The organism is Nocardiopsis akebiae, from assembly GCF_018316795.1.
Taxonomy (GTDB): Bacteria; Actinomycetota; Actinomycetes; order Streptosporangiales; family Streptosporangiaceae; genus Nocardiopsis; species Nocardiopsis dassonvillei.
This window is the reverse complement of record NZ_CP074132.1, coordinates 3,728,432-3,753,874: the sequence shown is the minus strand read 5'-3', so window position 1 is coordinate 3,753,874 and position 25,443 is coordinate 3,728,432. Positions and strand designations below refer to the sequence as shown.

At 65.4% G+C, this 25,443-nt stretch carries 18 protein-coding genes; 10 read left to right on the top strand and 8 right to left on the bottom strand.

The features are described from left to right. The first annotated feature begins 14 nt into the window (after positions 1–14). On the top strand, positions 15–734 hold the full coding sequence (locus KGD83_RS16240; protein WP_212640003.1) for a hypothetical protein: 720 nt from the start codon (positions 15–17) through the stop codon (positions 732–734). Positions 735–981: 247 nt separating this feature from the next. On the opposite strand, the gene KGD83_RS16235 is transcribed toward KGD83_RS16240, so the two are convergent. The 3 genes from KGD83_RS16235 to KGD83_RS16225 are packed head-to-tail and all read right to left on the bottom strand — an operon-like array spanning position 982 to position 8,095. Next, complete coding sequence (locus KGD83_RS16235; RefSeq protein WP_212640002.1) at positions 982–3,603, bottom strand: RNaseH domain-containing protein; 2,622 nt, start codon at positions 3,601–3,603, stop codon at positions 982–984. 11 nt (positions 3,604–3,614) lie between these two features. Further along, positions 3,615–6,902 carry a hypothetical protein gene (locus tag KGD83_RS16230; protein ID WP_212640001.1) on the bottom strand — a complete coding sequence of 1,096 codons (3,288 nt, stop codon included), beginning with the start codon at positions 6,900–6,902 and terminating at the stop codon, positions 3,615–3,617. Next, positions 6,899–8,095, bottom strand: a complete 1,197-nt coding sequence (locus KGD83_RS16225; protein WP_212640000.1) for a restriction endonuclease-related protein — start codon at positions 8,093–8,095, stop codon at positions 6,899–6,901. The genes KGD83_RS16230 and KGD83_RS16225 overlap by 4 nt, the downstream gene beginning before the upstream one ends. A gap of 455 nt (positions 8,096–8,550) precedes the next feature. Between KGD83_RS16225 and KGD83_RS16220 the strand changes: the two genes are divergently transcribed. Next, positions 8,551–9,852 (top strand): GNAT family N-acetyltransferase, encoded by a 1,302-nt coding sequence (locus KGD83_RS16220; RefSeq protein WP_212639999.1) that lies wholly within the window; start codon positions 8,551–8,553, stop codon positions 9,850–9,852. Positions 9,853–9,999: 147 nt separating this feature from the next. Here the strand turns inward: KGD83_RS16220 and KGD83_RS16215 are convergent, their stop codons facing one another. Together KGD83_RS16215 and KGD83_RS16210 are read right to left on the bottom strand one after the other, a co-directional pair. Continuing rightward, a complete protein-coding gene (locus KGD83_RS16215) occupies positions 10,000–10,185 on the bottom strand; it encodes a DUF397 domain-containing protein (RefSeq protein WP_212639998.1) in 186 nt (61 codons plus the stop codon). Beyond that, complete coding sequence (locus KGD83_RS16210; RefSeq protein WP_248771578.1) at positions 10,185–11,057, bottom strand: helix-turn-helix domain-containing protein; 873 nt, start codon at positions 11,055–11,057, stop codon at positions 10,185–10,187. The genes KGD83_RS16215 and KGD83_RS16210 overlap by 1 nt, the downstream gene beginning before the upstream one ends. A gap of 483 nt (positions 11,058–11,540) precedes the next feature. Here KGD83_RS16210 and KGD83_RS16205 point away from each other — a divergent pair, with 483 nt between their 5' ends. The 6 genes from KGD83_RS16205 (at position 11,541) to KGD83_RS16180 (ending at position 16,324) form a co-directional block, all read left to right on the top strand. Then, positions 11,541–11,852, top strand: a complete 312-nt coding sequence (locus KGD83_RS16205; RefSeq protein WP_249351895.1) for an ATP-binding protein — start codon at positions 11,541–11,543, stop codon at positions 11,850–11,852. Between the two features lie 285 nt (positions 11,853–12,137). After that, entirely contained in the window at positions 12,138–12,350 is a 213-nt protein-coding gene (locus KGD83_RS16200) for a BldC family transcriptional regulator (protein ID WP_212644456.1), read from the top strand. A gap of 32 nt (positions 12,351–12,382) precedes the next feature. Continuing rightward, on the top strand, positions 12,383–13,540 hold the full coding sequence (locus tag KGD83_RS16195) for a glycosyltransferase (RefSeq protein ID WP_212639996.1): 1,158 nt from the start codon (positions 12,383–12,385) through the stop codon (positions 13,538–13,540). Then, entirely contained in the window at positions 13,537–14,235 is a 699-nt protein-coding gene (locus KGD83_RS16190; protein WP_212639995.1) for a hypothetical protein, read from the top strand. Before KGD83_RS16195 ends, KGD83_RS16190 begins: the two co-directional genes overlap by 4 nt. After that, the gene (locus KGD83_RS16185; protein ID WP_212639994.1) at positions 14,232–15,446 is read left to right on the top strand and encodes a glycosyltransferase; all 1,215 of its coding nucleotides are present in this window, start codon (positions 14,232–14,234) and stop codon (positions 15,444–15,446) included. The genes KGD83_RS16190 and KGD83_RS16185 overlap by 4 nt, the downstream gene beginning before the upstream one ends. Continuing rightward, complete coding sequence (locus KGD83_RS16180) at positions 15,431–16,324, top strand: glycosyltransferase family 2 protein (protein ID WP_212639993.1); 894 nt, start codon at positions 15,431–15,433, stop codon at positions 16,322–16,324. The genes KGD83_RS16185 and KGD83_RS16180 overlap by 16 nt, the downstream gene beginning before the upstream one ends. Here KGD83_RS16180 and KGD83_RS16175 read toward each other — a convergent pair. After that, entirely contained in the window at positions 16,278–16,799 is a 522-nt protein-coding gene (locus KGD83_RS16175; RefSeq protein ID WP_249351894.1) for an AAA family ATPase, read from the bottom strand. The genes KGD83_RS16180 and KGD83_RS16175 overlap by 47 nt on opposite strands. A gap of 24 nt (positions 16,800–16,823) precedes the next feature. On the opposite strand from KGD83_RS16175, the gene KGD83_RS16170 reads away from it, so the two are divergent. Next, the gene (locus KGD83_RS16170) at positions 16,824–17,720 is read left to right on the top strand and encodes an FkbM family methyltransferase (RefSeq protein WP_212639992.1); all 897 of its coding nucleotides are present in this window, start codon (positions 16,824–16,826) and stop codon (positions 17,718–17,720) included. 2,683 nt (positions 17,721–20,403) lie between these two features. Beyond that, positions 20,404–21,882: a tyrosine-type recombinase/integrase gene (locus tag KGD83_RS16165; RefSeq protein ID WP_212644454.1), complete on the top strand. Its 1,479-nt coding sequence runs from the start codon at positions 20,404–20,406 to the stop codon at positions 21,880–21,882. 134 nt (positions 21,883–22,016) lie between these two features. Here the strand turns inward: KGD83_RS16165 and fxsT are convergent, their stop codons facing one another. Continuing rightward, positions 22,017–24,620, bottom strand: a complete 2,604-nt coding sequence (gene fxsT, locus KGD83_RS16160; protein WP_212639991.1) for an FxSxx-COOH system tetratricopeptide repeat protein — start codon at positions 24,618–24,620, stop codon at positions 22,017–22,019. After that, entirely contained in the window at positions 24,617–25,027 is a 411-nt protein-coding gene (locus KGD83_RS16155; protein WP_212639990.1) for a hypothetical protein, read from the bottom strand. The genes fxsT and KGD83_RS16155 overlap by 4 nt, the downstream gene beginning before the upstream one ends. Positions 25,028–25,443 lie beyond the last annotated feature (416 nt).

Genomic DNA, 25,443 nt, shown 5'->3' with positions numbered 1-25,443 from the left:
CACAGAGGACATTCGTGTACATCGAACGATTCGTTGCCCACCACACCCCGACCAAGGCACGTATCTTCGCGCTCACCATCGACGGCGATCACAGTCTCCGCGCCGTCACCACCTTGTCCGCCGACCAGACTCTGCTCACTGAGGAACTGGTGGATGCCCTCAATCTCCGCCTCTTCGAAGGCCGAGAAGATGATGTGAATGGCGTGCTGGAATGGCTCCCCGCGCCGGTGCAGACTGCCGTCCGTCGTTTCCTCCACGACGTTGGCAAGCCCGACCCCCATGGCTACACCGACATGGGGCCCATCAGTGTCGTCCGCCAGCTCTACTTCAGCGACAATCCCGAGGAACTGGTCGAGTTCCTCGATGCGGCTTACATGATGGGATTCGGGATCCGCGTCTCGAACGAGGTCCGCAGTGACGGAGACATCGGCTGGAGCTTCGAGATGCGCTCGGAAGAGGCGTTCGTTCCGGCCAGCGCTGAGCCACGCAGCTGGCCACTGCCGGAGGGCATGAGGACCATCAGGGCTTGGACCTCGCGCGAACCTACCGGTGGACATCCAGTTCGCGCGGCGCTCGCCATCGCAGACCAGGCATCTCGGCAGGGTAAGTACGTGCGTATCCACACGTTCGCTCACGGGAGCAGCGACGACCCCGAGGGCACACTGACCTCGGAATTCGCCGTCGATGTGTTCGATGCCCCGATCCCCCCGAGGAAGAGGAGTGATAAGGGATAGTAACACAAAGCGAGTACCCGTTTTTAGAGGATGATGGCGGTAGCGGTCGTGGTGATATTCACGGTCCGCATACAGCATTGCGTGCCGGGTTTCTTCGAGACTGGTGTGCCGGGAATGCCTCCCATTGCCGATCCTTCTGCACCCTTTCTAAGTGATCATGCTCTGCCGTCACTAGGGTGACCTGAGATGGCGGAGGAGAGAGAAATTTACGCCGCCTCATAAAACATGATCGGGTGGGCCACTGTGCTTACTCATTGTGCGGGTTGGTGTCATTCAGGGATGGCCCTCGGTATTCGGGATGAGCTCGGTCGACGGCACCAGCGACGTGGAGGGGGTATGGATGGCGGGTACGCCAGTCCCAGGCCGCAGACTGGTGGCACAGCTGTGCGGCAAGGGTCGCCAGTTCCTGTTCCGAGCGTCCTCCACAGTCAGCGATGAGAAACTGAACCGCGGTGAAGCCGTGCCAGTCCTTCTTCAGGTGAACGCGACGGTCTGTATCAGGGAGGGTGAAGCGGGTATAGAGGCCGCCGACACGACCGTCAGAGCCGAAGCCCTGGTAGGTGCGTGAGGCTTGGGCGATGTACCAGGTCGTGACGCCAGTGCTGGAGGTGCGGCGGTAGAGGTAGTCCTGGGGGTTCGCCGGCCGTATGAGGGTCGACCGGCTGCGCGCGGTGTTCTCGACTGGTGCGGGAACCTCGCCGTAGGAGGTGTTGACCGAGACCACCGCGATCGACCTTCCGTTCCTGCGCAGAGGATCACCGGGCAGAGCCCCCTGCCCGAGTGATTGGTGCTGCAAACCGGGCCAGATGGTCCGGCATGCCTCGGCGTCGACGAAGATGATCAGGGGACGGTTGGTCGGTAGGGTGCGCAGTGCCGCCTCGACCTGGTCGCGTACTTTCTCTGCACCTTTCTCATGGCGTGCGTGGCCGTCCTGGCCGATGGGGCCTTGTCCGAAGGCGGCCTCGGCTTTGGCCTGGAGCAGCCAGTCGTTGGTGGTCGGATCGTAGGTCGTGGTTCGCCAAGGGATCTCCGGATGAGCGCTGGTGTGCACAGCGGTGAGGACCTCGACCATTTGTGTCTGGTTGGCTCCCCGCGGAGTGCGGGTGCTCTTGCGCTGTTGGCGTAGGTGGATACCGACCAGGATCGCTTCGTCGTCCATTCGTACGGCTTCGGGCAGCCGGTGGTCTATGGCACCGAGGCGAAAGAGCAGGTCACGCGTTGCGTTGATCGCTGGGTGATCCTTCTTCTCGCGGTTCTTGGCGGCCTCGGAGGTGTCGGTGCCCGACCCGGGGTCGATGGTTTCGGCGGGCTCCTCCTTGGGTTCGGGTGGGTCCTTGCGGGCGAGGAACTGGGAGACGACGCCCTCGCTGTAGAGGCTGCGCCGCAGGTCTCGCTTGTGATCGTGGGGGGCGGTCTTGTCCTCGCGCTGCTTCTTGGTGGGCTTGGGCGTCCACACGGTCTCGACCAGGGCTCCGGTGAGCATGCCGTCGCGGAACAGCGTGCGCAGAGGGGCCAACTCCTTGCGCCACACGACCGGTTGGGGAGAGTCGATCGCTGGTATGCGGCGGAAGTGGGCGTACAGGTTTTCCGAGAGCTGGTGGTCGGTGCGATCAGTGCACTCCACTGGCTGGTCGGGTGTTGAGGTGTAGGCAGCGAGCGCCGTGCTGATGCGCTTGCGAGTGAAGCCCTCGCTATAAAGCACGAGGATTCGGACCTTCTCGTACCCTGTGGCGCGGATGGCGAGCTCGATATCTTCCGGACGCAGTTGCCCGGTCATGGGGCGGACGAGCTTCTTTTTTGAAGCGGGCGCGAAGACCACGGGGGTGATACGGGGGCGCTTGACCGTGTCGGTGATGTGCTCGGAGAGCGTCTTGATGAAGCGTGTTCCCACCCCCTTACCGATGGGGTATTCCTGCGGTCCGGGTAGGAGGACGCGACCTGATCCGCCTAGGACTGCCAGTTCTTCGTTGGAGGGAAGGTCGATCAGTTCCAGCCCGCACTCCTGGACGATCTCGGCGGCGAAGTTGCGTGGGTACGCTTCCCACTGCGGTTTGTCGTTCCCGTCTCGTGGCTCGAGGGGGCGGTGGCCCACCGGGAGCCGTAGCAGGGCTTGCTTGCCCCGGTCGAGCACGACGGTGCGGGTGCGAGCCCAGTGGGTGGCAAGTCGGGTGAACGTCGGAATGACGTGGATGGCGAAGAGTGGCTCCCCAGGCAGAGTGATGACGCGAAAATCTAGCTTGTGCATCGCGAAGCCCACGCGTTTGGGGCGCAGGGTCTCGTTATGCGTTGGCAGATCCCATGACCACAGACTGCCCTGGGTGTCCATCCTCCACGTGACGTTGACGGTCTTTCCCTCGCGGCTGAGGGTGAGGGGTTTTCGGGCGAGGCGTTGGGCGAAGGACCAGGTGGCGACGTGGTAGAACCACCCGGGGGCAACGGGCCTGCCCTCCTGCGAATTCCGGACGAAGGAGGCGAGTTCGTAGCGTTCGATGTCGGCTTCGTTCAGGAGGGGCGCCAACGTGTTGGCGTCGTCTCCCTTGCGTACCAATCGTTCCCAGGTGCGGACCGCGCTGGCCATCAACCGGGGGTCGATGGGGTCGGTGGTGATCGCCACCATGGGGGTGATCTCGTCCGTGTCGACGTGGTGGTAGGTGTTGGGCATCAGCACTACCGGTTGACTGGTGACCGCACTGAGAGCTGAGGCCAGACCAGCGTAGGGCGGCTGTTTGAAGCGCTTCTTGGATCCGGTATCGGTGTCGCTGTAGCCGGGGAGCCTTTGCCAGGCGGCGGAGAAGTCTGGGCTGAGGGGGTAGGCGGTCACGGTCCCCAGACCGGTGCGGGGGAAGAGGTAGGCCAACGTCGTGATCATGGGAACGGCTCTCAGTGGTTGTCGGCGAAGTCGAAGAAGGCGTCGAGCGTGGTGCCGTAGAGCTCCCGCATGAGGGGCAGGGCACCCTTGCTGGCCCAGTCGGCGCGCAATTGCCGGATCAATGAAGGCAGGTCCGAGCGTCCGGAGGAATCGATGAAGGCGTGGTCGACGAGCTTGATCCGACCGGGTGTCCCCCCTCGGCGCGCGCGGCCGACGAGCTGGATCAGGGAGATGACGAGTTCGGCTGCGATGGCCCTCTTCGTCACGTCGGGCAGTGAGCGGAAGTAGCGCTCGTTGGTGACCAACTCCTCGAAGTAGTGCCCGGCCACTTTCCGTCGACGCTGCATCTCCAGCCAGGGTGCGGCGCTGCTGCGTGCGTTGGCCAGGCTGTGGGAGCCGAGGAAGGCGAGAAGTTCATCCGGATCGTCGACGAGCGGAATCGGGCGGATGGCCACCCAGATGGAGCCGATCGCGGAGACATGGGTATCCGGCGCCAGGATGTTGAGCCCGCGCTCGGCTCGGCCTAGCGGAGCGATCAGGATCCTCGCGCCCGGAAGATACGGAAAGCCTTCCAAACGGTCGCCGGGAAGCTCCTGAGAGACTCCCTCGTGGTGTACGACCGAGGCGCCCAGGGCTGGGGTGTACTCACCCGGGCGGACGGCGACGACCAGCGAGTTGGGTTGGGCACCCCCGTGGATCAGTCCTTCGGCGAGGTAGCGGCAACTGTCGTAGGACGTGGAAGCGAGCAGAATCCGATCCTGCACGCCACCGGTCCCGGATTGCTGGAGAACGTCCAACTCGTTGCGGAGCAAGGGCCACAGCCGCTCGCCCATGAGGCGAGTCGCCTCGACACGTTCCTTCCCGGACAGGCCTGAGACACGGACCTGATCCCGCTCGGGTCCGCGCACAGGGACGGACTCGATGTCCACAGCTCCCGGGTTCTGATCGGGAACCCACCAGGTCGGCTCGACATGCACGTGGTGACGATGCGCTCCAGGCGCATACGCGGTCGCTGACAGCCCCAACACCGCCCGGCCTCGCCCGCACCGGGCATAGGAGGTGATATCGCCCAGAGTTGCAACATAGGAGTGAGGGTCACCACCGAACGCGGCCACACTGAGCTTGGTGTCCCCAGATCTGCCATGGCGGATGTCCTCGGTGAAGGCGAACATCAATCGACCGAGAGGACCGTGCGGTATGGCTCGCCACGCGCTGTAGGACCCAAGCACATCGGCGATTTGTCGTACTGATTCCATACCGGCTTGCGTGAACGCCGGAGCCCCGTGCACGAACTGGTACATCAAGAGCCGCAGCGGTTCCAGGAAGGCGCGGCGCAGCAGCCGATCAGTGACGTCAGCGCGCAGGCGCTGCTCAGGAACCCAACGGTGCAGGAGTTCATCGACCAGACGACGGATCTGGTGAGTGTCACCGGAGGGCTGGCGTGGGTGGACGACCTCCCGCAGCAACCGACCCAGTGGGCGCACGTGCTCAGGGAGTTTGTCGACAGCGACATGCTCGTCCGTGAGGTCGCGGAATAGGGAACGATGGTGTGATTGAGGATCGTTCTGCTGTTCACACCCGACGATGAGCTCGGGGTCGTTGGCCATGTAGGCCCGCAGTTGGGTGACGAGCCAGGTATCCCACCGTCGGGGGATGATCCACCGCTTCTCGGCTGGCCGGTGCTGCTTGCTACGGGACTTCTGTCGCGCGGAAGGGCCGAGAGTACCGTCAGCCAGGGCGTTGATGTAGGTCTCCGCCAGCCAACGGGTACTGGCGATCGTGTTGCGCAACCCCTGAGAGAGCCGGGTTGGAAGGCGGCCGAACGCGTCGATGTGCTCAGTGTCCGCATCCAGCAGCGGACGGTCCTCTCGGTGGTCACCCCAAGCCAGGGTCAAGCCACGGCCTTCACTACTGAGCACGTGGGACTGGAAATCATCGATCTCGTCGATGACGATCAACGGACAGCGGCGCATCACCAGTTCTTCGATCGGCAACCGGTCCACGACCAGCCCGTCATCCAGACGGACCGGGACATGTACGCGCCCCTGATAGAAGTTGGCGTGCGTGGTCACGATGACCCTCGCGGTGCAGGCCTGCCTCTGTGGCTCGAACTTCCCACATGTGGACTGGAAGGGGCAGGTCTGCGCACGGGGCGGACTTTTACGACGACGAACGGAAACTTGAACGGGCTCGTCCGGAGCCAGTTTCACACAGGGCTCATTGCCTGCGTCCCAAGTGTCGACTTCACGCTCGGTCGAGGTGGCTGACGGAAGCGCGCAACCGTAGCCGAGTTTCTCCTGAGCCCACAGGCGCAGACCCGAGTCGGGCTCCTGCTCCATGACGCGCTGGAGTTCTCTCATCTGTGCATTGGGCGACATCAGTGGGACGACCAGCCCATGGGGGTCGATTCCCTGACCGCGCAGATCCTCCTCGATTCCGTGCGCCAGCTTGACCACGTCACTGTTGCGAGGAACGACGAGAGCGATGGTGACGTCCTCTTGGATGGCCCAGGACCCGAGTACCCGCATCTTCACGCTTTTTCCGAAACCGGTAGGAGCGTTGAGCACGGACACTCGACCTGACCGAACCCGCAGCACGTCGATGGGGGACCGACTCTCCCGGCTGCGAAGGCGCTTGAACAACTCGGACAGGACCGAAGCCCGGTGCATCCCGTTGGAGGCCTCATCATGCAAGGCCGCCAGTTCCAGCACCTGGCCGAGCTTGATGTCGATGTCCTCCCGAGCCGGTGCCGTGGCAACGTGGGGCGGGGCCGTGACGGCGGCGATGTGGTGGCCTTCGAGTGTGAGATGCGCGGTCACGACGGAGGGCACACGGTCCCCGAGCTGAGGAACCCGCACAGTGGTGACGTAATGTCCGGGCTGGGCAATCGGACGATCGGTCACCGACCCCGCTCGGATCAGATCGATCTCGTTGAGGAGTCCGTCAGCGCAAGCACATGGATCTATCCCATGACGAGGAAGGAGGAGTCCGTCCTCATCGAGCGCATACTGGCACAGGCTGCCGTCGCCGTCGATGAAGCGTTTCAGTTCGCTCTCGAACAGTTCTTTGTTGCTGAGAGGGTTGGCTCGATGGTTGAGCAACCGCCCGAGTTGGCGCAGGTCCTCCTCGGGAAGATGGGGATAGCGGTCCCACGCGTGAAGCTCTCCACTGATCAGAAAGTGAGCCGCTTCGACCGTTGGAGTTGGGAAGTGGGCTTCGGCGAGGGCGCATGCGGCGGCCAAGACCCGTGGCACGATGCGAGGGTCGCCGGAACTCTCGTCGAATGGGGCGCCGATCATGCGTTTTTCACCTTCCGCAACCGCTGCTTGACGTCCTTGACGACATCGCCGGCCAGTACGACCTCGTAGCGGTGACGCGGGTTCAGCAGGTCGGCGAGTTCGTCGCGCTGGGCCTTGCCGCGGTGGTCGGGAAGCACGATGGTCGGCGCTGCCGGAGAATTGGCTGCAATGCGCTCGGCCAAGTGCGCGGCGTGAGTGACGTCCTTGACGTCCAGGTGCTTGGTCCATTGCAGAGCGGGGATGCGTACAGTGATGTCGTACGTGTCCTTACCCGGCCACAAGTCCACCTCCACACCTCGGGAACGCAACCGTTCCAGCTGCCTGAAGAGCTCGATCTCGCTGATACCGGGTACAACGATGAAGCGCCATACCGCTTGTTCGACACACACTGTCTGTTTAGGGCCGTCGGCATGGAAGCGGCGCGTTTTCGGTTGGCGAGGTACGTCCCCATCACGCGGTTGCAGCATGGGCATCCCACGTCGTCGCTCCGTGCGCACGTAGTAGACAGCGTTGTGCGGTGCATACTGGCAACGAACCTCGGTGTCCTGGACGTACATCGGCCACCGGCACACAGGGCACGGCCACCAGAAATCCCCTTCGAACCTGCGCTCTGGCGGAATCAGGACATAGCGCACCTGCCGCTGGTCTCCCCTGACATCGGCGAACTCGTCGACGAGCTGCTGACGTGTGCCACTGGGGTTCTCGACGATGTACTTCCGGTGCGCTGTGTACTCCCGATCAGTGGCGCCCTCCTTGATGGTGGCGAACGCTTGGTGCTCGATGAGTTCGGCACGTGTCCATGCCCACGTCGGCATCCATCCCCTACCACCGGAGCCGTTTTCTCCTTCGAGAAGAGCGACGATGTGCTCACAGCCGTACTCGTAGACGCTGTCGCTGAGCTGGACCTTCTCATGGCGGTCGCCGCCGTGGCAGACAGCCAGATCGCCGACCGGGTCGTCCTCGAAGAGCGCGGGGGCCATCTGGCGGAGCGGTCGGGACAACGCGCGGATCAATGCGCTCGGGGTATTCGGGCCCTGACCCGGGCCGCAGGCGTTCATGATCACGCCTGTCATGCGCGCGAGCTCTAGCCACGCGTCCTTCTCCGCGTCGAACACCGTCCATGCGTATCCGGCTCGGATCGCTCCGGTGACGAGCTTGTCCCTGCGCAGTAGGCGTTCTTCGGTGGGCAGCATAAATAAACCCCATCTCACTTCACATAGTGATCACGACAGAGCTGTCTGTTGTTGAAGAAATTAGCACGTCTTCGTGGTGCGCGTGGGGGCTTTGGGTGATCCGAGGTGCCTGAGCGGGAACCATATCGACAAAACACCCAAAGCTCTTATTTTTTGATATATGGATCAATATCTGGATGGAATAATCGGTCGTCGGTGCTGAAGCAGAGGTTGCGTCAACTCGTTGAAGTAACACCCTTGACTTCGAGCAGGAGCTTGTAAAACAACTCTTGCGGCGTGTAGAACCCCAAGCACACGGGGGGTGATGAGGAACCTGGTGTGTCGGGATCTCGCCCTGCGGGCGGGACAAGTGGTCAGGGTGGGCTCGATGAGTGCCCAGTGGTCGTCGGACAGGGCAGGATCCGAACCTGCGACCATCGGATTGGAAACCTCTGTAGAGCTACGGAGTAGAGCAGATGACCGAGCGGACTACCTTCCTCGATCCTGACCCGCGCGATTGGCGTTCTCGAAAGATTCATGTCCGGCCCTTCCGCTGGTACGCCACAGTCGAGCTCGACCGCGATGGGTACGTCGACGCCGAGAACGCACGGGGACACGGCGCTGATCTGCCCGCTGCCTACAAGGAGGCCGTCGACAGGGCGCTCAGTGTGTCCATGGACCGCATCTGGTATGACGGCTACCCGGGAGGCTTCTCGTGGGGGGACGGCTCGCGTTGGGTCACCCTCTTCGTTCCGTTCTCACATGTCGAGGCAGCGGTCGAGGCGCTCCGTGCAGCCGAGCTCGACCACGACTACAGCAAGCTCCGCACACTCGCCGACCGACTGGCACTTCCCATCGATGACTGGCTTGCCCCCGGCGAGCGGGAGCTGGTTCGCGGTGTCGACTTCACCCCGCCACCCGGCACTTTCCTGCGGTTCCTCCGGGGCAAGGCGAAAAAGTGCGGTGTGCGCCTCAACGGTCGAGCAACCGCCGGAAGCGTGTGGGTTCGCCCGACACCCCCGCCCTATGCGAAGCAGAGGCGGGAAAAGTTTCCTGAGCAGTACCCCGGGTGGGTTGACCGCTGGACCGTACACGTCGAACCGGAAGATGCTCCCTTCCGGCCATGGGTGGGCGGTAGACAGCAGAACCTCAGCGCTGGAGCGACACCTGTTGCGTTTCGCGCGGTGGAGACACCGAGCGGCGGGAAGTGCCCCTGCGGCATGGGCCTGCAGGAACCCGGGGACAACGGCAAGAGGCACGCCACCCATCACGCAGCGTGGACGTTCGGAATCCGAGCACCCAAGAACCTGATGTGGCTGGGCAGCCTGGCCGTCGTGACGACACAGTCGCCCATTGCCTGGCGCAAGCTGGTCTACCAGGTGGCTCGAATGCCGCAGAGGGAGAACCACTACGACCTCAACTCGTGGTCCCACCTGGGGGAGGTCGAGGTAACGCCGGACAATGTGCGGGCGTATCTGTTGAAGGCAAACGGGTACGTCATCGGCTACCTGGCCGCCCACGACACTACCCAGCACCGCCGCTGGGATTTGATCGACAGGTCGGGGCACGGGGAGCAGGACGACACGCTGCGCCCGCGCATCGACCTGGTCTGGGTGGCGAACGTCTATCGCCGGCAGGGGGTTGGCGCCACGCTCGTGCAGGCACTCGCGGACGACTTCGGGTGCAAGGTCACCGATGTGTCGTGGTCCACCCCGATCAGTGACGCTGGCCTTCGCCTTGCTCGTCGGATCTCACCTGAGGGCATCTGGGTCAGTTGACGCGTCAGTATTTCATTCCGGGTGTGGCGAAGCCTCTGGTGCGTGCCGGGATTGCCTCCCGTCACCTGTCCTGGAACGCTCGGGCAGCGAGCTGGACACACGTCGGCCCCCGGTGGGTGTTCCGGGAGCCGACGTGACGCAAGAAGGTTAGCGGCCTTGAACCTTCACCTGACGGAGAAAGGTGTTCCACTCGGGAGAGGGGAAGGCCAGCTGTGCGTCGTCGGGGTGCTGGGAGTCGCGGACGGCGGAACCGGTCGGCAGCTCCGCCACCTCGACGCAGTTCTGCGCTCCTCCTCCGCTGTAGGAGGACTTGCGCCACGACAGGTTGTGCATCAGTGTCCACTCTCTAACGCCGCCAGGACACCCTGGAGGAACTCGCGTGACTGAGCCGGGGTGGACGCCGCGTTGTGCACCGCGTGCCACATGGCGTTGTACCGGGCCAGCTCAGGATCGGTCTCTACGAACAGACTATCCGTAGGAGTTTCGGCGAACCCGATCGAAGGGTCCAGAGGCTCCGGGAAGTCCATGATGACGAAGCTGCCGATGGTCGCGGCGTGCAGTCCCGCGCTGAACGGCAGGACGTGGATGTGGATGTTCGGCCGGGTCGACACCTCCACCAGGTGCTCGAGCTGCTCCCGCATGATGTCGAGGTCCTGGGGTTGGCGGCGAAGGGCGGCCTCGTCGACGACCGCGTAGTACTCCGGTGGATAGAACCGGGTCAGGATCTGCTGCCGTTCCATCCGAGCGTCCACGTGCCGCTTGATCTCGGCGTCGTCCAAGGCCGCGGTTCCCCGGGCGAGCGCGTCCGCGTAGCGCGGGGTCTGTAGCAGCCCGGGCACGACCTGGCATTCGTAGGTGCGGATCACCGAGGCTTCCGTCTCGAAGTCCGGAAGCGCGTGCGTGCCGAACACGTCGCGGTACCGCGACCACCAGCCCCGCTCTCCCGCCTCACGCGCCAAGGAGTGCATGGCTTCGCGGGTTCCCGCGTCGGTGATCTCGTACAGGTCCAGCAGGGCGTCCAGGTCGGTGGCCTTGACGGTCTTCAGGTCGCTGGTCTCGATCCGTCCCAGGCGGCTCTTCGGGATGCGGGTGCTCTGCGCGGCCTGCTCCAACGTCAGCTTGTGCTGGGCGCGTAGGCGGCGCAGCTCGGCGGACAACCGCCGTCGACGCACGCTGGGACTGTGGGTGCGCGGTATCCGTCTCATGACACTGATCCTAACCTTCCCAGTGGGATCATGGATTCCCCTTGACATTTGGGAATCCCTAGTCATGCTTGAAGAGTCAAGGTGGACCGAGCCTCCCAGCTCGTACCCGATACCGCTGCGCCCGCGTGCCATACGTGTGGCCAGAGGGCCGTGGCTCATCGAGAGAAGGCGAGGTTCGCAGGCCACCTCAGACGAGAAAGTCCCGGCGACTGTTACAGCAGCCCCGGGACACGGCCTCACCCACGCGTTCTCGACACTCCAGGTGACAACATGCAGGAGAGTACCCAGCTCGGGACAAGCCGGGGTAACGCCCCCAGCCCTTCCGACGCCTTGCCGCGGCTGCCTCGCCGCATTCGCTGCGCCGACCCCAACACGTGGATCGCCGAGTTCGGACACGAACCGCACCACATCCGCACAGCCGCTCGCTGGCTGTTCCCGCGCTGTAGCTCGCCCGCGAGCCAGCGCAAACGACTGCTCGAGGCTGTGACGATCCTCCACCGCAACGCCTTGGCGCACACCGCCTCCGGCCTGCCGGGCGGGACCGTGCGGATCAGGCTGGAGAAACAGCCCTTCTCCTTCAAACTGGCGGTGACCGACGACGGCCCCCGTCCGAGAACACCGTTGACCTTCCCCGTTCCCACCGAGGCCCCTTGTAGTGAAGGGTGCCCCGAACTGCAGGGGAGCGGGCTACGACGCCTGGCCGAGCTCGCCCTGTACTGGGAGTGGGACGGCTGCGCCGGAGGCCCCGTCACCGTGTGGGGAATCTTCGACCGCCACCTCCCGCCCACGCGATAGCAACCGCACCGCGGCCTGGGACGTCCGCCACGGCCCCGAGCACGACGAGACCGCCCGCGCCCTTCAGCGCGGGCGGGCCACCGCTCGGCCACCGTGCCGACGAGCCCTCTGCGCCCGCTTCCACGGTCCCGAGCACGCGTGCCCGCTGATCGCACTCACCCCCGGCGGCAACGCCACACACCCTGTCTGGCGTCTTCGAGGCTCTTCCCGAAGAACACGAGGACCAGCCGTACAGGCCGTACCCCCGTGCGCCTCACAACCTTCAGAGAGGAAGCCCTGTTGCCTCTGTCCCCTGGACCGACGACACCCGCTCTCCGAACCCTCCGCGTACTCACGCCAGGAGAGGTCGCCCAGACCTTCCGCGTGGACTCCAGGACCGTCTCCCGATGGGCCAAGGAAGGACGGATCACCAGCTTCCGAATCCCGGGTGGCCATCGCCGTTTCCTCAAGCACGAGGTGGACGCACTACTGGTCGCGAGCACCTTCCTCACCCGCTGACCCTGACCCCCGACGACGAAGAAAGCACCCTCATGTCCAGGTCCCTGCTCTACCTGCTCAACGTCTCCAACGCCTCCCGGCTCAGCGCCGACTCCGGGTGGATCTACGCCGACATCCTCACTCCGGCACTCACCGACGCCGGATACGACGTCACGCTGGTGTGCCCCATCCCGGTCACCGACACCCGCGTCCGCCACATGGTGCCCCCGCCCGCGGCCACCAGCAAGTACCGCGTGCGCCTCACCCACGACGTCGGTTACCTCGCCCAGCTCCTGCGCGCCACCCGTCCGGACACCGTCGTGGTCAACCAGATCGAGGCAGCCCCCGCCGTCCGCACCGCGATGCTCGACGCGGGCAGCGACGCCCAGGTCGTCGGCTACTGCCACTACCTGCCCTTCTCCGTCGACGAACACGGGCACCTGGTCAAGGACGCCTCCCTCAGCGACGGCGGCCTCGAAGTCCCCCTCCGCCTGGCCTTCGCCAGCGGCCTGGCCGCCTGCGACCGACTCCTCGTCCACTCCCGCACCGCCCGGGACTGGGTCCTCCAGGCCTCGGCCACCTACCGGGCCGGCGTCGACGACCGGGTCCACATCGTGCCGCCTCCCCGCGATCCCCGCCTGGTCCGCTCCGACGCCACCGCTCCCGAGCACCCGACAGGTCTGTACAACCACCGGCTCTACCGCCACTACGGCACCGGCCACTTCGTCGACATCGCCCAGCGGGTCACCGCCAACGGCCTCGCCCTCCGCGTCATGGACCTCTTCGGACGCCGCGACCCCAGCCGCATCGCCCTGGACCCCAGTCCCGAACACGCCCTCGCCCGACTCTCCGCGACCCCCGGAGTCACCGTCTGCACCGATGGCGGCGACCGCGAACGCTACCGCTCCTTCCTCACCGAGAGCACCCTCGGGTTCGCACCCCTGCGCCCCGGCTGTACCTGGTCCATGTCGATCATCGACCTGCACGCCATGGGCGTTCCCGTCATCGCGCCCCGGATGGCGTGGATGGCCGAGGCCGTCCACCAGGACCTGCTCTTCGACCCCCACGACCTCGACGGAGCCGTCAAGCTCGCCGACCGCCTGGTCCAGGACCCCGCTTTCTGGTCCGCCCACAGCCTCCACGCCCACGACTCCACCCGCCACCTCGCCCTCGAGCACGTGGCCGCCCGCTACCTGGAGGCGATCGCGTGAACCCCCGCCCCGACGCGGTGATGCTCTCCTTCGACGAACCCCTCGCCAACGACCTGCACACCCGCCTGGAACGTGTCCTGGAGCGCCCGGTCAAACGCCTGCACGGCGTGGTCGGCATGCGCCGCGCCTACCGGCTCGCCGCCGAACTGGTCGACACTGACGCCTTCCTCCTCGCTGACGGAGACTTCCACATCCACACCACCTTCACCCTCGAACCCGATGCCCTGGGCGAGGACGTGGCCATGCGGGTGTGGAAGGCCGCCAACCCGGTCACCGGCCGCGCCTACGGCTACGGCGGGATGAAGCTCATCAGCCGTGACGCCCTCCGCCACCTGGGCGAGGCCGTCGACGTCCTCGCCGCCCTCCCCGGGCGGGTGGAGTTCCTCGACCAGGTGGCGGGCACCACCCGTTTCGACCAGAGCCCCTACCACGCCTGGAAGGCCGCCTTCCGGGAGGTCGCGATGCTCACCCGCGGCTGCGAGTACGGGGCCGACACCGACACCACGCGCGAGCAACTCCGCGCCTGGTCCGCCCCGGCCGGAGGCCGCTTCACCCGTTGGGTCCAACGCGGTGCGCGCGACGGCACCGCCTTCGCCCGCAGCACACCCGACGACGCCCCCGCCTGGCAGCGTCTGAACGATCCTGTATGGCTGCGCGCCCGGTTCGACGCGGCCTGTGCCCAGGAGCGGTCGTGAGGCGGGCCGTGGCGCTGGTCGAACCGGCCACCGAACACGCGGGGCACTGGCAGCACGCCCTCACCCACCTCGCCCGTGCCGCCGCCACCGCAGGCCACCAGGTCGCGGTGATCACTCTCAACGGAATGCCAGCCCACGTACACACCCTGCTCCAAGAGCACGGCGTCCGAGTGGCCACACGACCGGAGGGCGTCAAAGCCCGCCTTCTCCTCGCCCTGGGGAAGGGCGCGCAGCGCTCCGCCGCGAGGGCACGGCACCTGCCACACCGGCGACTCCCGCACCAGGTCACCCTGGTCGCCCGATGCCTGACCGAAGCCGCCTCCCTGCACACCGCACGTCACCTGCTGGGCCGCACCCCCGAGACCGCCGTCATCCTTACCGCCAGCGAGGCCCTCCACGACCTGGCCCGCGCGTTGTCCCGGACACCGCACCTGCGCGTGGTCCACGAGGTCAACACCACCGAGGACCGCATCGTGCGGGCACTCGGACGCCTCGCTCCGCCCAGGCGGGTCCTCGCCCTGTGCCCGACGCGGTCCGTGGAGGACGAGGTACGCGAACTCTTCCCCGCGCTCAGGACTGCGGTCCACCCCTTCGCCCTCGCCAACCCCGACGAGCGCATCAGCCCGAGCGAACGCACCCGCGCACGACAGACCCTCGGCCTACCGGAGAGGGAAGCCGTCCTGTGCCTGGTGGGCGGATGGTGGCCGCACAAGGACATGGCGACCGTGACCACCGCTCTGGAACACCTCACCCAGCCCCTTCACGTCGTCGTCGCGGGCAGCCCCACCGATCCGGACCTGCTCGACCGTATGGCCAGAGCACCCGGCGTCGACCTCCGCGCGCTACACGGCCCACTGAACCCCGCGGACATCCGGCAGGTCTACGCCGCCAGCAGCTTCACCGCCGTCATCCGATGCCCAGGAGTGGGCAAGGAGTCCGGGCTTGTCGCGGACTGCGCCCGCTTCGGCGTCCCGCTCCTGCTCTCCGATCACGACCCCGACCTGACCGGGCGCGTCCGGACTTGGGCCACCGTCGTCCCGCCCCAAGACCCCGTCGCGCTCGCCCACGCCATCGATGAGGCCGCGACGCACCCGCCGTTGACACCTCCGCCGACAGCGGTTGAGGACCTCGGGCTGCGCACACCGGCCCGGATGCTCGCGCTTCTCCAGAGCCTGGCCACCGAGGAGGAACAGTCATGCCCCCACCGCTGATCGCCGTCATCGGACCCGTCGAGACACACCTGCTCCACGCCTGGGTCGACCACTACAGGGCGCTCGGAGTCCGCGACTTCCACCTCGCACTCCACCTGCCCGAGCATGCACCGCAGGGAAGCGAACAGCGCCTGCGGGAGACGCTCGACCGCCTGGGCGTCACCCCGGTACTGGTCGAGCACGGAGCCTGGCACGAGACCACCAACGCCAACCTGCGCGACCGTCTTCGGGCCCACGCCGACGCCGAGTGGCACCTGATCGCCGACAGCGACGAGTTCCACACCTTCGCCACCAGCCTCGACGACACCGTGACAGCAGCGAAAACTGCGGGACACACGGTGGTGCGCGGTCTGATGCTCGACCGCGTCACCCGCACCGGACACCTGAACGGATGGCGCCCGCCCGAAGCGGAGACCACGGGAGAGGGCCCGCGAGCACGGTTGGATGCCGCCTACCCCCTGGGCGGCTTGCTCACCCACCGCCTACTGCTGGCGGACCCCCGCAAGATCGTCCTGGCCCGCTCCGGCGTCACCGTCTCCTCGGGCAACCACCGTGCTCCTGGCCACCACCCCGCCCACGGACCGGTCGCGGTGGTCCACCACTTCAAATGGCGGCACGGAACCGACGCCGACCTGCGGCGCCGGATCGACCGCTTCGCCTCCGGCGCCTGGACCGAGACCAGCCCGGCCGTCCGCCACGAGGCAGCCCGACTCCTGGAACACCTGCGTCAGAACGGCGGGCGGATCGACACCGCCGACCCCGTGCTCCGATTCCGTCCCGTCACCCTCGACCACACCCCGCCCGGCTGGCAGGACGAAGCCCACCGGATCCTCACCCGCTGGCGGCCGACCCACACGGAAACGAACCCGGAGCGATGACCTCCTCGCCCTCACCCTCCGGCGGGTCGAACCTGGCCACGAAGTCCGCCAACGCCTCCGGCGTGACCGTCAACGCGTTGGCGTCCTGGCGGCGGTTGCGCTCCGACAACCGCCGCAGCAACTCCTCCTGTTCCACGGGGAAGTACAGCAACCTCCACCGCGCCCCCGCCGACTCCACCAGCTTCTTCCACTCGGCCCGCTCAGCACACCGCCACAGACCGTGGTCCACCACCACGTCACGTCCCTCGGCCACCAGCGAGACCAGACGCTCGCGCACCCACTCCACGACCGGGGCCTGGCGCTCGAAGTACTCCCACTCCGGATAGTCCACCCCGTACCGGCCGTGCCGCCGGTGGACCTCCTCGTCCACCGACAACCGCACCACACCGCGCGGCTCCAGCACGGTCCGCGCGTAGGTGGTCTTTCCCGATCCGGTCAAGCCGACCAGCAGGAACACCACAGGGACCCGTCCCACACGTCCTCCCTCCCGGAGCAGCCGATGCACCGCTTCACCCGAGCAACCCTACGAACAACGATCCGACACACGCCCGAAGTCGTTTCCCCGCGAGCTATCCGGTGGCTGGACCACGAACTCACGCACAGGCCCGTCACCGCCCTCGCCCAGGCACGCTTCGGAGGCCGGTTCCCCGTCACCACCAGCGACATCATCCAGCGCTACCTCTACACCTTCGGCACCTGGGAACCCCACCTGACCGCGTGGATCACCCGCCGCCTCAAACCCGGTCACACCTTCGTGGACGCGGGCGCGAACATCGGCTACTACACGATGCTCGCCTCCCACCTCGTCGGTCCCACCGGGCACGTCGTCGCGATCGAACCCGTTCCGCGCTTTCACCAGCACCTGCGGGCGACCATCCTGCTCAACGGTGCGCGCAACATCCGAACCGTCGCCCAGGCCGTCGCGGCGGAACCCGGATGTGTGGAGATGTTCCTGGCCGACCCAGGCAACCCCGGCGGCACTTCCACGGTCCGGCCGCGTGTCGTGCACGAATCCTTCCACACCAGTGCCGCGCCGCTCACGGGAATCCTCGACCCTGCCGAGGTCCGGAACGCACGGCTGATCAAGATCGACGTCGAGGGGGCCGAAGTCGCAGCGGTGCGGAGCCTCCTGCCCGCGCTCGGAACGCTGCGGTCCGACGCCGAACTGATCATCGAGATCACTCCGCGAGCTCTGGCGAAGCAGGGACTCGACCCGTGCGCCGTGATTGGACCGCTGAGGGAAGCAGGCTTTCACACCTACCGCATCGCCAACGAGTACGACGCGACTACCTATCCCACCGCGATCAGGAGGCCCATCCCGCCGCAGAGGTGGGAGAAACCGGTCGCAGAGATGAGCGACCTGGTGTTCTCCCGGGTCGACGCGGACTACCTCTGAACAGGAACGTAGCTGCCCAGTAGAACACGGTGACTATTTCGATCGGCGGGGTTGAAGGTTCTCGCCCATCCAAGGGAACATCGACCACCCTCAGCGAAAAGGGCACCTATTCGCTGGGCTTTGGGGTGCTTTGCGCATCATTGTGTGGGTTTGTGGGTGAGAAGCGCAGTTTCGGGGCGTACGACCTCGGGGCCATTGACACTCACCCGCAACGTCACAGGAAGAACCGGCCTCGTTTGCGGGGCCGCTGAGAAACATGACGAAGGGTGCCCCGAACCGGTGCTGAGAACACCGGCCCGGGGCGTGATTCCCACCTGACTACACCAGGAGGAAACCATGGAGAAGCATAGCGGGCGGCACCGCAGGCGCCGCCAGGGTTGGGGCGAACAGGTGCGCTGGGTCCTCGGGGAGGTGCTCGCCGCACTGTTCTGCGGCCCCACTGGCCCGAGTGCACGACCGGTCGTCGAGGTTCGCTCACCGCTGCCTTCGAGGCGGGCGCGGGAAGCGCGGGGAGACCGCGAACCGGTTGCGGTGCGTGCTGCGGTCGAGGTGCATGTGGATGTTCCTCGGCCTCGGCATGGAGAGGAGCAGCTGAGGGAGGCTCTGGTGCGGGTGCCGCCACAGCGAACTCCGTACACGGGGCCGCGTGGGTGGTGCGAGGACGACGAAGGGGTGCGCGGGGTGCGCCTCTACCTCGTTCGGCACGAGGACCGCGTCGTCCGTGCCCACAGCAGGGGAGGCGTGCAGGTGAACCGAGGCAGGGAAACGGCGGGTGGTCGAGGCCCGGCGGCATCACTGCCTTCTGCTCCTGGGGGCGGTGGCAAGGATGAGTTCGCTGAGCTGGCCCACTTGGTGCGGCGCTGGCAGGCGATCTCCACCTGAGGGGTAAGAACCCACGCTGGGGGTGGCGCCGCTCCGGTCTCACGTGGCGGAGGCCAGACCCTTGTGTCAGGGTGTGGGCCGTTGGAGGGCCTGTGACTCCGCCTGTGACTCCGCCTTTCCGGGGGCCTGTGACTCCGCCTGTGCCTCCGCCCGTGGGTGGGCCGCTGTGATCGGCCCACCTCGCGGGCGTTATCAGTGCAGGTGGGAGCCGCTGCGGGTGGGCCGTTGGGAAGCCAGACTTATACCCAGTGGGTAGTCCTCTTCACGTAAGCGGGCGGCCCCGCCCCGACAAGCGGAGGCGGACCCGCCCGCCTATAGGTACCTTGACCCCGCCCCACTCGTGGCTGCCTTCCCCCTTCCGCCGGAACTTCCCTCTGGCGGTCTGGTCTGCCCTCTCTTGCTCTCACCAGACCAGGGGCGTGCGAGTTCTGTCACCTGCCACGTGCAGGCTTCTCCTGGCCGAGAAGCCATGGAAGAAGGTCTCTTCTCCTTCTGGATAGCAATCGCGATCCCTTCCCGTGAAGAGTGGCTCTGGTGCGATCGAGGTGGCCGGAGCGCTCTCACCTATCGAGTGGTAAAGCGCGATTTCCTGTGCCTGCGAGAAGCGCATGCGCGCTTTCCCTCTGACTTCCTTGGAAGCGGGAAGGTGGAGTGCGAACCTCCACTGAACCCGAAGTGAACCCCGGGCCAGCGCATGGGCCAACGACTGGGCCAGCGGGTGGGCCACTCTTGGCTGGCCCACCCCTACTCGTGCTGCTGTGCAGGTCAGAGGGCATCTGGGTGGGCCAAGGGGCGTCCAGACTTATACCCCAGTGGGTAGTTCTCGTCACGTAGGCGGGCGGGGCGCCCTCGCTCACGGGCGAGCGCGCCCGCCCCGCCCGCCTCCACGGGCGCTCTGCTCGCGCGGTATCCTTTCTTCCTTCGCCTCTTTCTCAGCGAAAGTCTTTCGGCTTCATCGTGAGAGAAGTATTTAATCCCTTGCTCCTGTGTAGAGTCCAAGATCGTCCAGCTCCGGGCGCTGCATCACAGCGTTTCCTGTTGATTCCTGCCGCGCGTTTTTTCTGTCCCGAGCAGCGCTTCACGCAACCTCGTCTGTCAGCGCTATGCGTTGTCGGAAGCTGAGCCGTGTGAGGCCCTGAGGTCGGGTGTCGCATCTTCATCGGGTGCGTCTTCATAGGGGTTCATCAGGGCGAAGAGGCCCACGGCAACGACGGGGGAGGGTCGAGGCGCGGTGGCGAGGAGAAGCACTGTTCGGGAACGGGACGGTTCGCAGCGGGTTCGAAGCCCATGGTGTGGCCCTGGGACGTGGGCGGGTGGTGTGGGGCTGTTAGCGCCCCGACGTCGGCCCGACCGCGCGGCAGGGCCCCAGGCGTCCTGGGGCGGGCCGGTCGGCGCGGACGGGCCGTGTGGCGGGCTCGGTGGGGCCCGCGTTGTTGACCCCTGGAACGGCTCTGGTCAGGGCGGTGGCAGGAACGGGGCGATGGCGGGCGTATCGGACAGCGGGGCGGGGGTGTGCACCCATCGGACGACGTTCCTGCTGAATCCGCTTGACCACCTCTACGAGGTCGAGCGTGGATGCGTGGTACCCCGCCACACGCGGGGCCGTACGCCGTATCCGTCCAGTTCAGAGGTGGTGAACAGGTGTTCCGTGTGGGTGTGAGTACTCCGGTCACGGTGACCGAGGTCGGCTTGCTGCCGGTGGTGCCCATCACCGGAGTCCTGGACCCCCTCGGAGTGCCGATGAGCGGCAGGTGTGGCGGATGTGGTGTGCGTGGTGAGCGAGACGAAGGTGAGGCCGTGCATGGCCGCGCGTGAGGGGTCCACGTTCAAACGGTGCGGATGCCGTGACGAGAACACCGGTAGGGCGTTGGGGGTGAGGTGTCCGCAGCTCAAGCGCCGGACCGGAGGCTGGAACCCGGCCCATGGGGCATGGGCGTTCCAGTACGAGCTACCCCCGACCAGTCAGGGTGGGCGCCGCCAGGCCCGCCGGGTTGGCCTGCCCTCCCAGGACCAGGCCCGGAAAGGGTTGGAGCACGTCAAGGCGCTCATTGCCCTGGCCGAGAGGGAGCCGGTGGTGGAGGTGCAGATCGCTGACCTGGTCCAGGCGGCGTTGAAGCAGCGCCGCCCACTCCCGGACTTGGAGGAGGTGCGTAGGCGGGTGGCGATGGCGGTGGATGTGCGCGCCGAACCTCCCAACGTTGAGGTGTGGTTGGGGGAGTGGTTGTCGGGCAAGCCCGACCTCGCTGCGGGAACCCGGGCCTCCTATGCCGGGCACATCCGCGCCTACCTCGTCCCGCACCTGGGCCGGCTGCGGGTGGACAAGCTCCAGGCTCGCCATGTCGAAGCGATGTTCGCGGCGATTGAGGAGACCAATGCTCACATGCTGGAGTGCCGCGAGTCCGATGACCCTCAGGTGCGGGCCTCGGTCAGGGGGCGGCGGGTGATCTCGCTGTCGACCAAGCACCGGATCCGCGCGACTCTCCGGAGTGCGTTGTCGGAGGCGGTGCGCCGTCCGGATCTGCCGGTGTCGGTGAACATCGCCTCGCATGTCCGGTTGCCCTCGTGTCCGAGGAAGCGTCCTTTTGTGTGGACTCCGGACCGGGTGCGTCAGTGGAAGAAGGACGGCACGGTGCCGGGGGAGGTGATGGTGTGGACGCCGGAGCAGACTCGCACTTTTCTGGTGCACGCGAGGAGGTATCCGTGGTTGTATCCGATATTCCACCTGATCGCGGTCAAAGGCCTACGCCGAGGTGAAGCGGTCGGGCTGCCCTGGTCCAACACGAGGTTGACGGACGGGCAGATCGACATCCGCGTCCAGGTCGTGCAACTCGCGTGGGAGACGATCACCTCCACCCCGAAGAGCGCGGCGGGCCAGCGCACCATCACCCTGGATGCCGACACCATCAAGGTGCTGCGGGCTTGGAGGAGGTTCCAGAACGAGGCCCGTCTCAAAGCCGGATCAGGCTGGACGGACAGCGGCCTAGCCTTCACCAAGGAGAACGGCTTGGGGTGGCATCCGGGGCAGGTCAGTGACTGGTTCCTGCGCATCGCCAGGGCCGCCGGGCTGCCGCCGATCACGTTGCACGGGCTCCGCCACGGGGCCGCCTCGCTGGCGTTGGCCGCGGGAACGGACGTGAAGATCGTCTCCAGCGAGTTGGGGCACGCGACCACGCACTTCACCCAGGACACCTACCAGTCGGTGTTCCCGGACGTGGCCGAAGCGGCGGCCGAGGCCATCGCCGCGCTGCTGCGCGGCCCGGCTCCGGTGAGGGCCGGGTAGCCGAACCGGCGAGCACACCCCGAGCAACACGGCGCCATCAACCCCAGGCCAGTGCACGGGTTCATCCCGGCTGGCCTGGGGTTTCCTCGTGCCCGGTGCGTGTCCCCCATCGGATCAAAGGCCCCCTGGTCACGTCACCCATTGGGCAGTTCGCCTTGCCAGCGCCGCAGCAGGAACCTACTTCTTTGCGTATCTGGGTGATCGGGACCGAGCATCCGCTCCCGGTCACGGACTAGCTCTCTGAGGAGTTCCATGGCTTTGGCCACGTCACCGGACTTATAGGTCCAGTCGGCGAGGTTGTGGCGGGTGGCAAGAGTGTGGGGGTGGTCGGGGCCAAGGATGCGTAGACGGTCAACGAGGAGTTCTTCGAAGGCGATGGCAGCTCTGAGTGGGTTTTCGGCTTTGCCTTGCCAGTAGGCGAGGCGGCTGCGGGTAGCGAGGGTGTCAGGGTGGTCGGGTCCGAGGACGCGTAGGCGGTCAGTGAGGAGTTCGACATAGGCGCTGACGGCACCGGCCTGATCACCCGATTGGCCACGCCAGTGGGCGAGGTCGCCCCTAGTGGTGAGAGTGTCCGGGTGCTCGGGGCCAAGCACACGCATACGGTCGTTGAGTAGGCGTTCAGATGCTTGAGCAGCCTCGCTTGGGTTGCCCTTTTGTCCTCTCCACAAGGTGATATTCGCTCTGGTAGTTAGTGTGTCGGGATGGTTAGGTCCGAGAACACGAAGTTGCTCTGGGAGAAGTTCTTCTGAAAGGCTTGCTGCTCTGGTCGGGTTTCCTGTCTCTCCGTGCCAGTAAGCGTAGTTTGCCCTGGTGCTGAGCACTTCCGGATGGTCGGGGCCAAGTGTCCTGGGCATTTCGCGAAGAAGTCTCTTGTAAACATTTAGTGCTTCACTAAATCTTCCCAGCTGCCTGAAAACACTGGCTATATTCGCTAAGGTGGAGAAGGTGTAAGGGTGGTTAGATCCGAGAATATTTTCCTGCTGGATTAAAACTTGGTTAAATCCGTTGAGGGATGCGTGTAAATTTCCTGTCCTCCCGATCATGTTGGCGAGATTGGCCAGGGTCATGAGAGTAGATGGATGATCAGGGCCAAGAACTTGCAGTTGGTCCGTTAGAAGGTTCTGAAACATCGTGACTGATTCATTGGGTTTTCCGGATATGCCTATCCAGTAGGCGAGGTTGGCGCGCGCAATAAGAGTGGAAGGCTGTTTGCTCCCCATTCGCTTCTGCGTGTCCGTGACCATGTCTTCCCAGTATTTTACTGTAGTTCTAGCTTGGCCTGTTTGGCCCAAGCTGAGGCCAAGGCGGAAGAGTACGATATGACCCCCGGTTTCCCAGAGCCAGTCTCTTGTGCTTTGAGTTGGTGACGTGCCGTGGCTTTTGAGGGATGTGGTGTTGTCCCTTAGTAGTTGGACTAGAGTCGTGTTGCGTTCGATCTCCGGCCAGACTTCCAATAAAGCATCCCCGAGAGCCCACACACTCTCGCGCGTGGGTTGGGTTGCGGCGTGTTCACGTGTAGCGCGCTGCACCAGCTGATGGGCGCCTACAAGGATGCCTGTGGGATCTGTTTCTCCTGGATCCAGGGGTGGAGTGGTGCGCGTAATGAGGTTCAACCGGTGCAAGCTGGCCAGAGCAGTGCGGGCTTCATGCGCTGTGAGAGGGGATGTGGCCGACTTGGTCGGATCAGGCGTAGCTGGATGTTGGGTGCGGTAGAAAGCGAGGTATGCCAGGACCGCCGGGGCTGTGAGTATGCGTTCGGGGATACCGCTTCCGTCCAGGAGCGCGATCAGTCCCATCAGAGGCCTGGCCACTCCCCTGGGGGCGAAGGTATCGGCTTGTTGTACGGATAGCTCCCAAGTGGCGGCGAGCGGGGTGTGGGTTTCCCAATCAGGGAATACTTCACCCAGAATTCGTACACGGTCACGGAAAAGTTGGAGATAGTCAGCGCACCCCATGCCCAGTTCAGCGATATAGGTAACCGCCTGTCCCAATGCCAGAGGGAGAAACCCCAGGGCGTGGGCGAGATCCACTAATTCCTCGTTGTTGTGGGGGACCCCGGCTTCATTGAGTGCGTGTGTGAGAAAAGCGTGGGCTTCGTCACGGGTATAGATGTCCACATCGAGAAGGCGACGCCCTTGAGTGTTCAGTGAGTGATCACGCCTTCGGGTGGTAACCAGAACCCGTCCGTGAGGCTGGTCATGCGGGGGCCATAGGTCCTTGGCCATGCTTGGGTCGGCCAGGTCGTCCCATACGATTAGCCACCGCCGATCCTGGTGCTTATTAGGGTCCTGTAACCAAGCGAGGAAAAGCCGTGCAGCGTCCTCGGGGTTCTCCGGAACAGTGGTGAACAGCTGCTGGGCGGCTTGGGCGTAGGCAAAGGTGATCTGCTCTCGGCTGGCGGCGTTGGCCCATACCAGCACGTCCACTCTCGCCCTGGAGTCGGTGATACGGGCCAGGGTGCGGGCGTGGTGTGCGGCCAGTTGGGTTTTGCCGACCCCGCCGGTGCCAGAGAGCACTTGGCGGAGTACTACGGCGCCGAAACTGTTCAGGGCGTTGTCGAGGTGTTTGGCGATGGCTCGGTGTTGGTAGTGGCCTGCCTGCTCAGGGATGGCACCAACGCGGATGGGCCAGTCGACCTTGTGGGCCGCATAGTGGTGGTTGACCTGTTTGCCGACCACCTGTCCTCGGAAATCACCGCTGCTGAGGTTGATGTGGTCGTTGCCATAAGGGGTGCTCACCGCTCCGGATCCTGATCTTCATCGTTCGGTGTTGACCAAGGGCGGCTGGTCTGTTTGCCGATTACCGTTCCGTGAAAGGTTCCGCCTCGGAAATCGATGTGGTCGCCGCCGTAGGTGGTGTTTTCCATGTGCATGTCTCGGCCCTGTACGACGGTGCTTTCGGAGACATGACCGTTTACCGTGTTCGCGATGTCGCTTCCATCGCCTGTACGTGGAGGTGGGGCTGGGGTGGCCCAGGCGATGGCGGTGACGATGAGCGCCAGTGTGGTGGTGATGCCCGCTGACCATGAGGCGGCTTCCCAGCCGTCGCGCGTACCGGGGCCGCCGCCGAACCACAGTCCGGCTCCCAACGCGGCGAAGATAGCGACGATTGCCGCTGCCGCCCAGATCCACCTTGCCCTGTTCATACCATCTGATTGTGGTGGGCGAAGACCTGAGGGGTAAGGGCTTTCGGCGGAAACGGCCGTATACGGCCTGTGGGGCGACTGGGCCCAGGTTCCGGGTGTGGGGGCGGCTGTGGGGCGCTGGTGGGCGGACACGGGGGCACCCCGGTGTGGGCCGCCAGGGTCACGGAACGGCAAAGTGCTCCGCGAGGTGGCCCTCCACCTGTACTGGACCCTGCACTGGGGAGCACACATAGAGGATGTCATCCCCCGAACCAGGCCCGGTGCCTCGTCTGTTCGACTCGCACACCCCGTCTGAACTGGGGTTTTGTGGCGCACCCGGCAGGATTCGAACCTGCGACCATCGGATTAGAAGTCCGGTTCTTTCGTGCCTCTACGTGCCACACGGTGCCGTTTCGTCCCTATCCATCCGATCACCG

Bases quoted from the DNA above. Each gene is read 5' to 3' on its own strand.
- KGD83_RS16235 (WP_212640002.1), bottom strand. From the start codon at position 3,603: ATGATCACGACGTTGGCCTACCTCTTCCCCCGCACCGGTCTGGGGACC.
- KGD83_RS16230 (WP_212640001.1), bottom strand. From the start codon at position 6,902: ATGATCGGCGCCCCATTCGACGAGAGTTCCGGCGACCCTCGCATCGTG.
- KGD83_RS16225 (WP_212640000.1), bottom strand. From the start codon at position 8,095: ATGCTGCCCACCGAAGAACGCCTACTGCGCAGGGACAAGCTCGTCACC.
- KGD83_RS16220 (WP_212639999.1), top strand. From the start codon at position 8,551: ATGACCGAGCGGACTACCTTCCTCGATCCTGACCCGCGCGATTGGCGT.
- KGD83_RS16215 (WP_212639998.1), bottom strand. From the start codon at position 10,185: ATGCACAACCTGTCGTGGCGCAAGTCCTCCTACAGCGGAGGAGGAGCG.
- KGD83_RS16210 (WP_248771578.1), bottom strand. From the start codon at position 11,057: ATGAGACGGATACCGCGCACCCACAGTCCCAGCGTGCGTCGACGGCGG.
- KGD83_RS16195 (WP_212639996.1), top strand. From the start codon at position 12,383: ATGTCCAGGTCCCTGCTCTACCTGCTCAACGTCTCCAACGCCTCCCGG.
- KGD83_RS16180 (WP_212639993.1), top strand. From the start codon at position 15,431: ATGCCCCCACCGCTGATCGCCGTCATCGGACCCGTCGAGACACACCTG.
- KGD83_RS16170 (WP_212639992.1), top strand. From the start codon at position 16,824: ATGCACCGCTTCACCCGAGCAACCCTACGAACAACGATCCGACACACG.
- KGD83_RS16165 (WP_212644454.1), top strand. From the start codon at position 20,404: ATGGCCGCGCGTGAGGGGTCCACGTTCAAACGGTGCGGATGCCGTGAC.
- KGD83_RS16155 (WP_212639990.1), bottom strand. From the start codon at position 25,027: ATGAACAGGGCAAGGTGGATCTGGGCGGCAGCGGCAATCGTCGCTATC.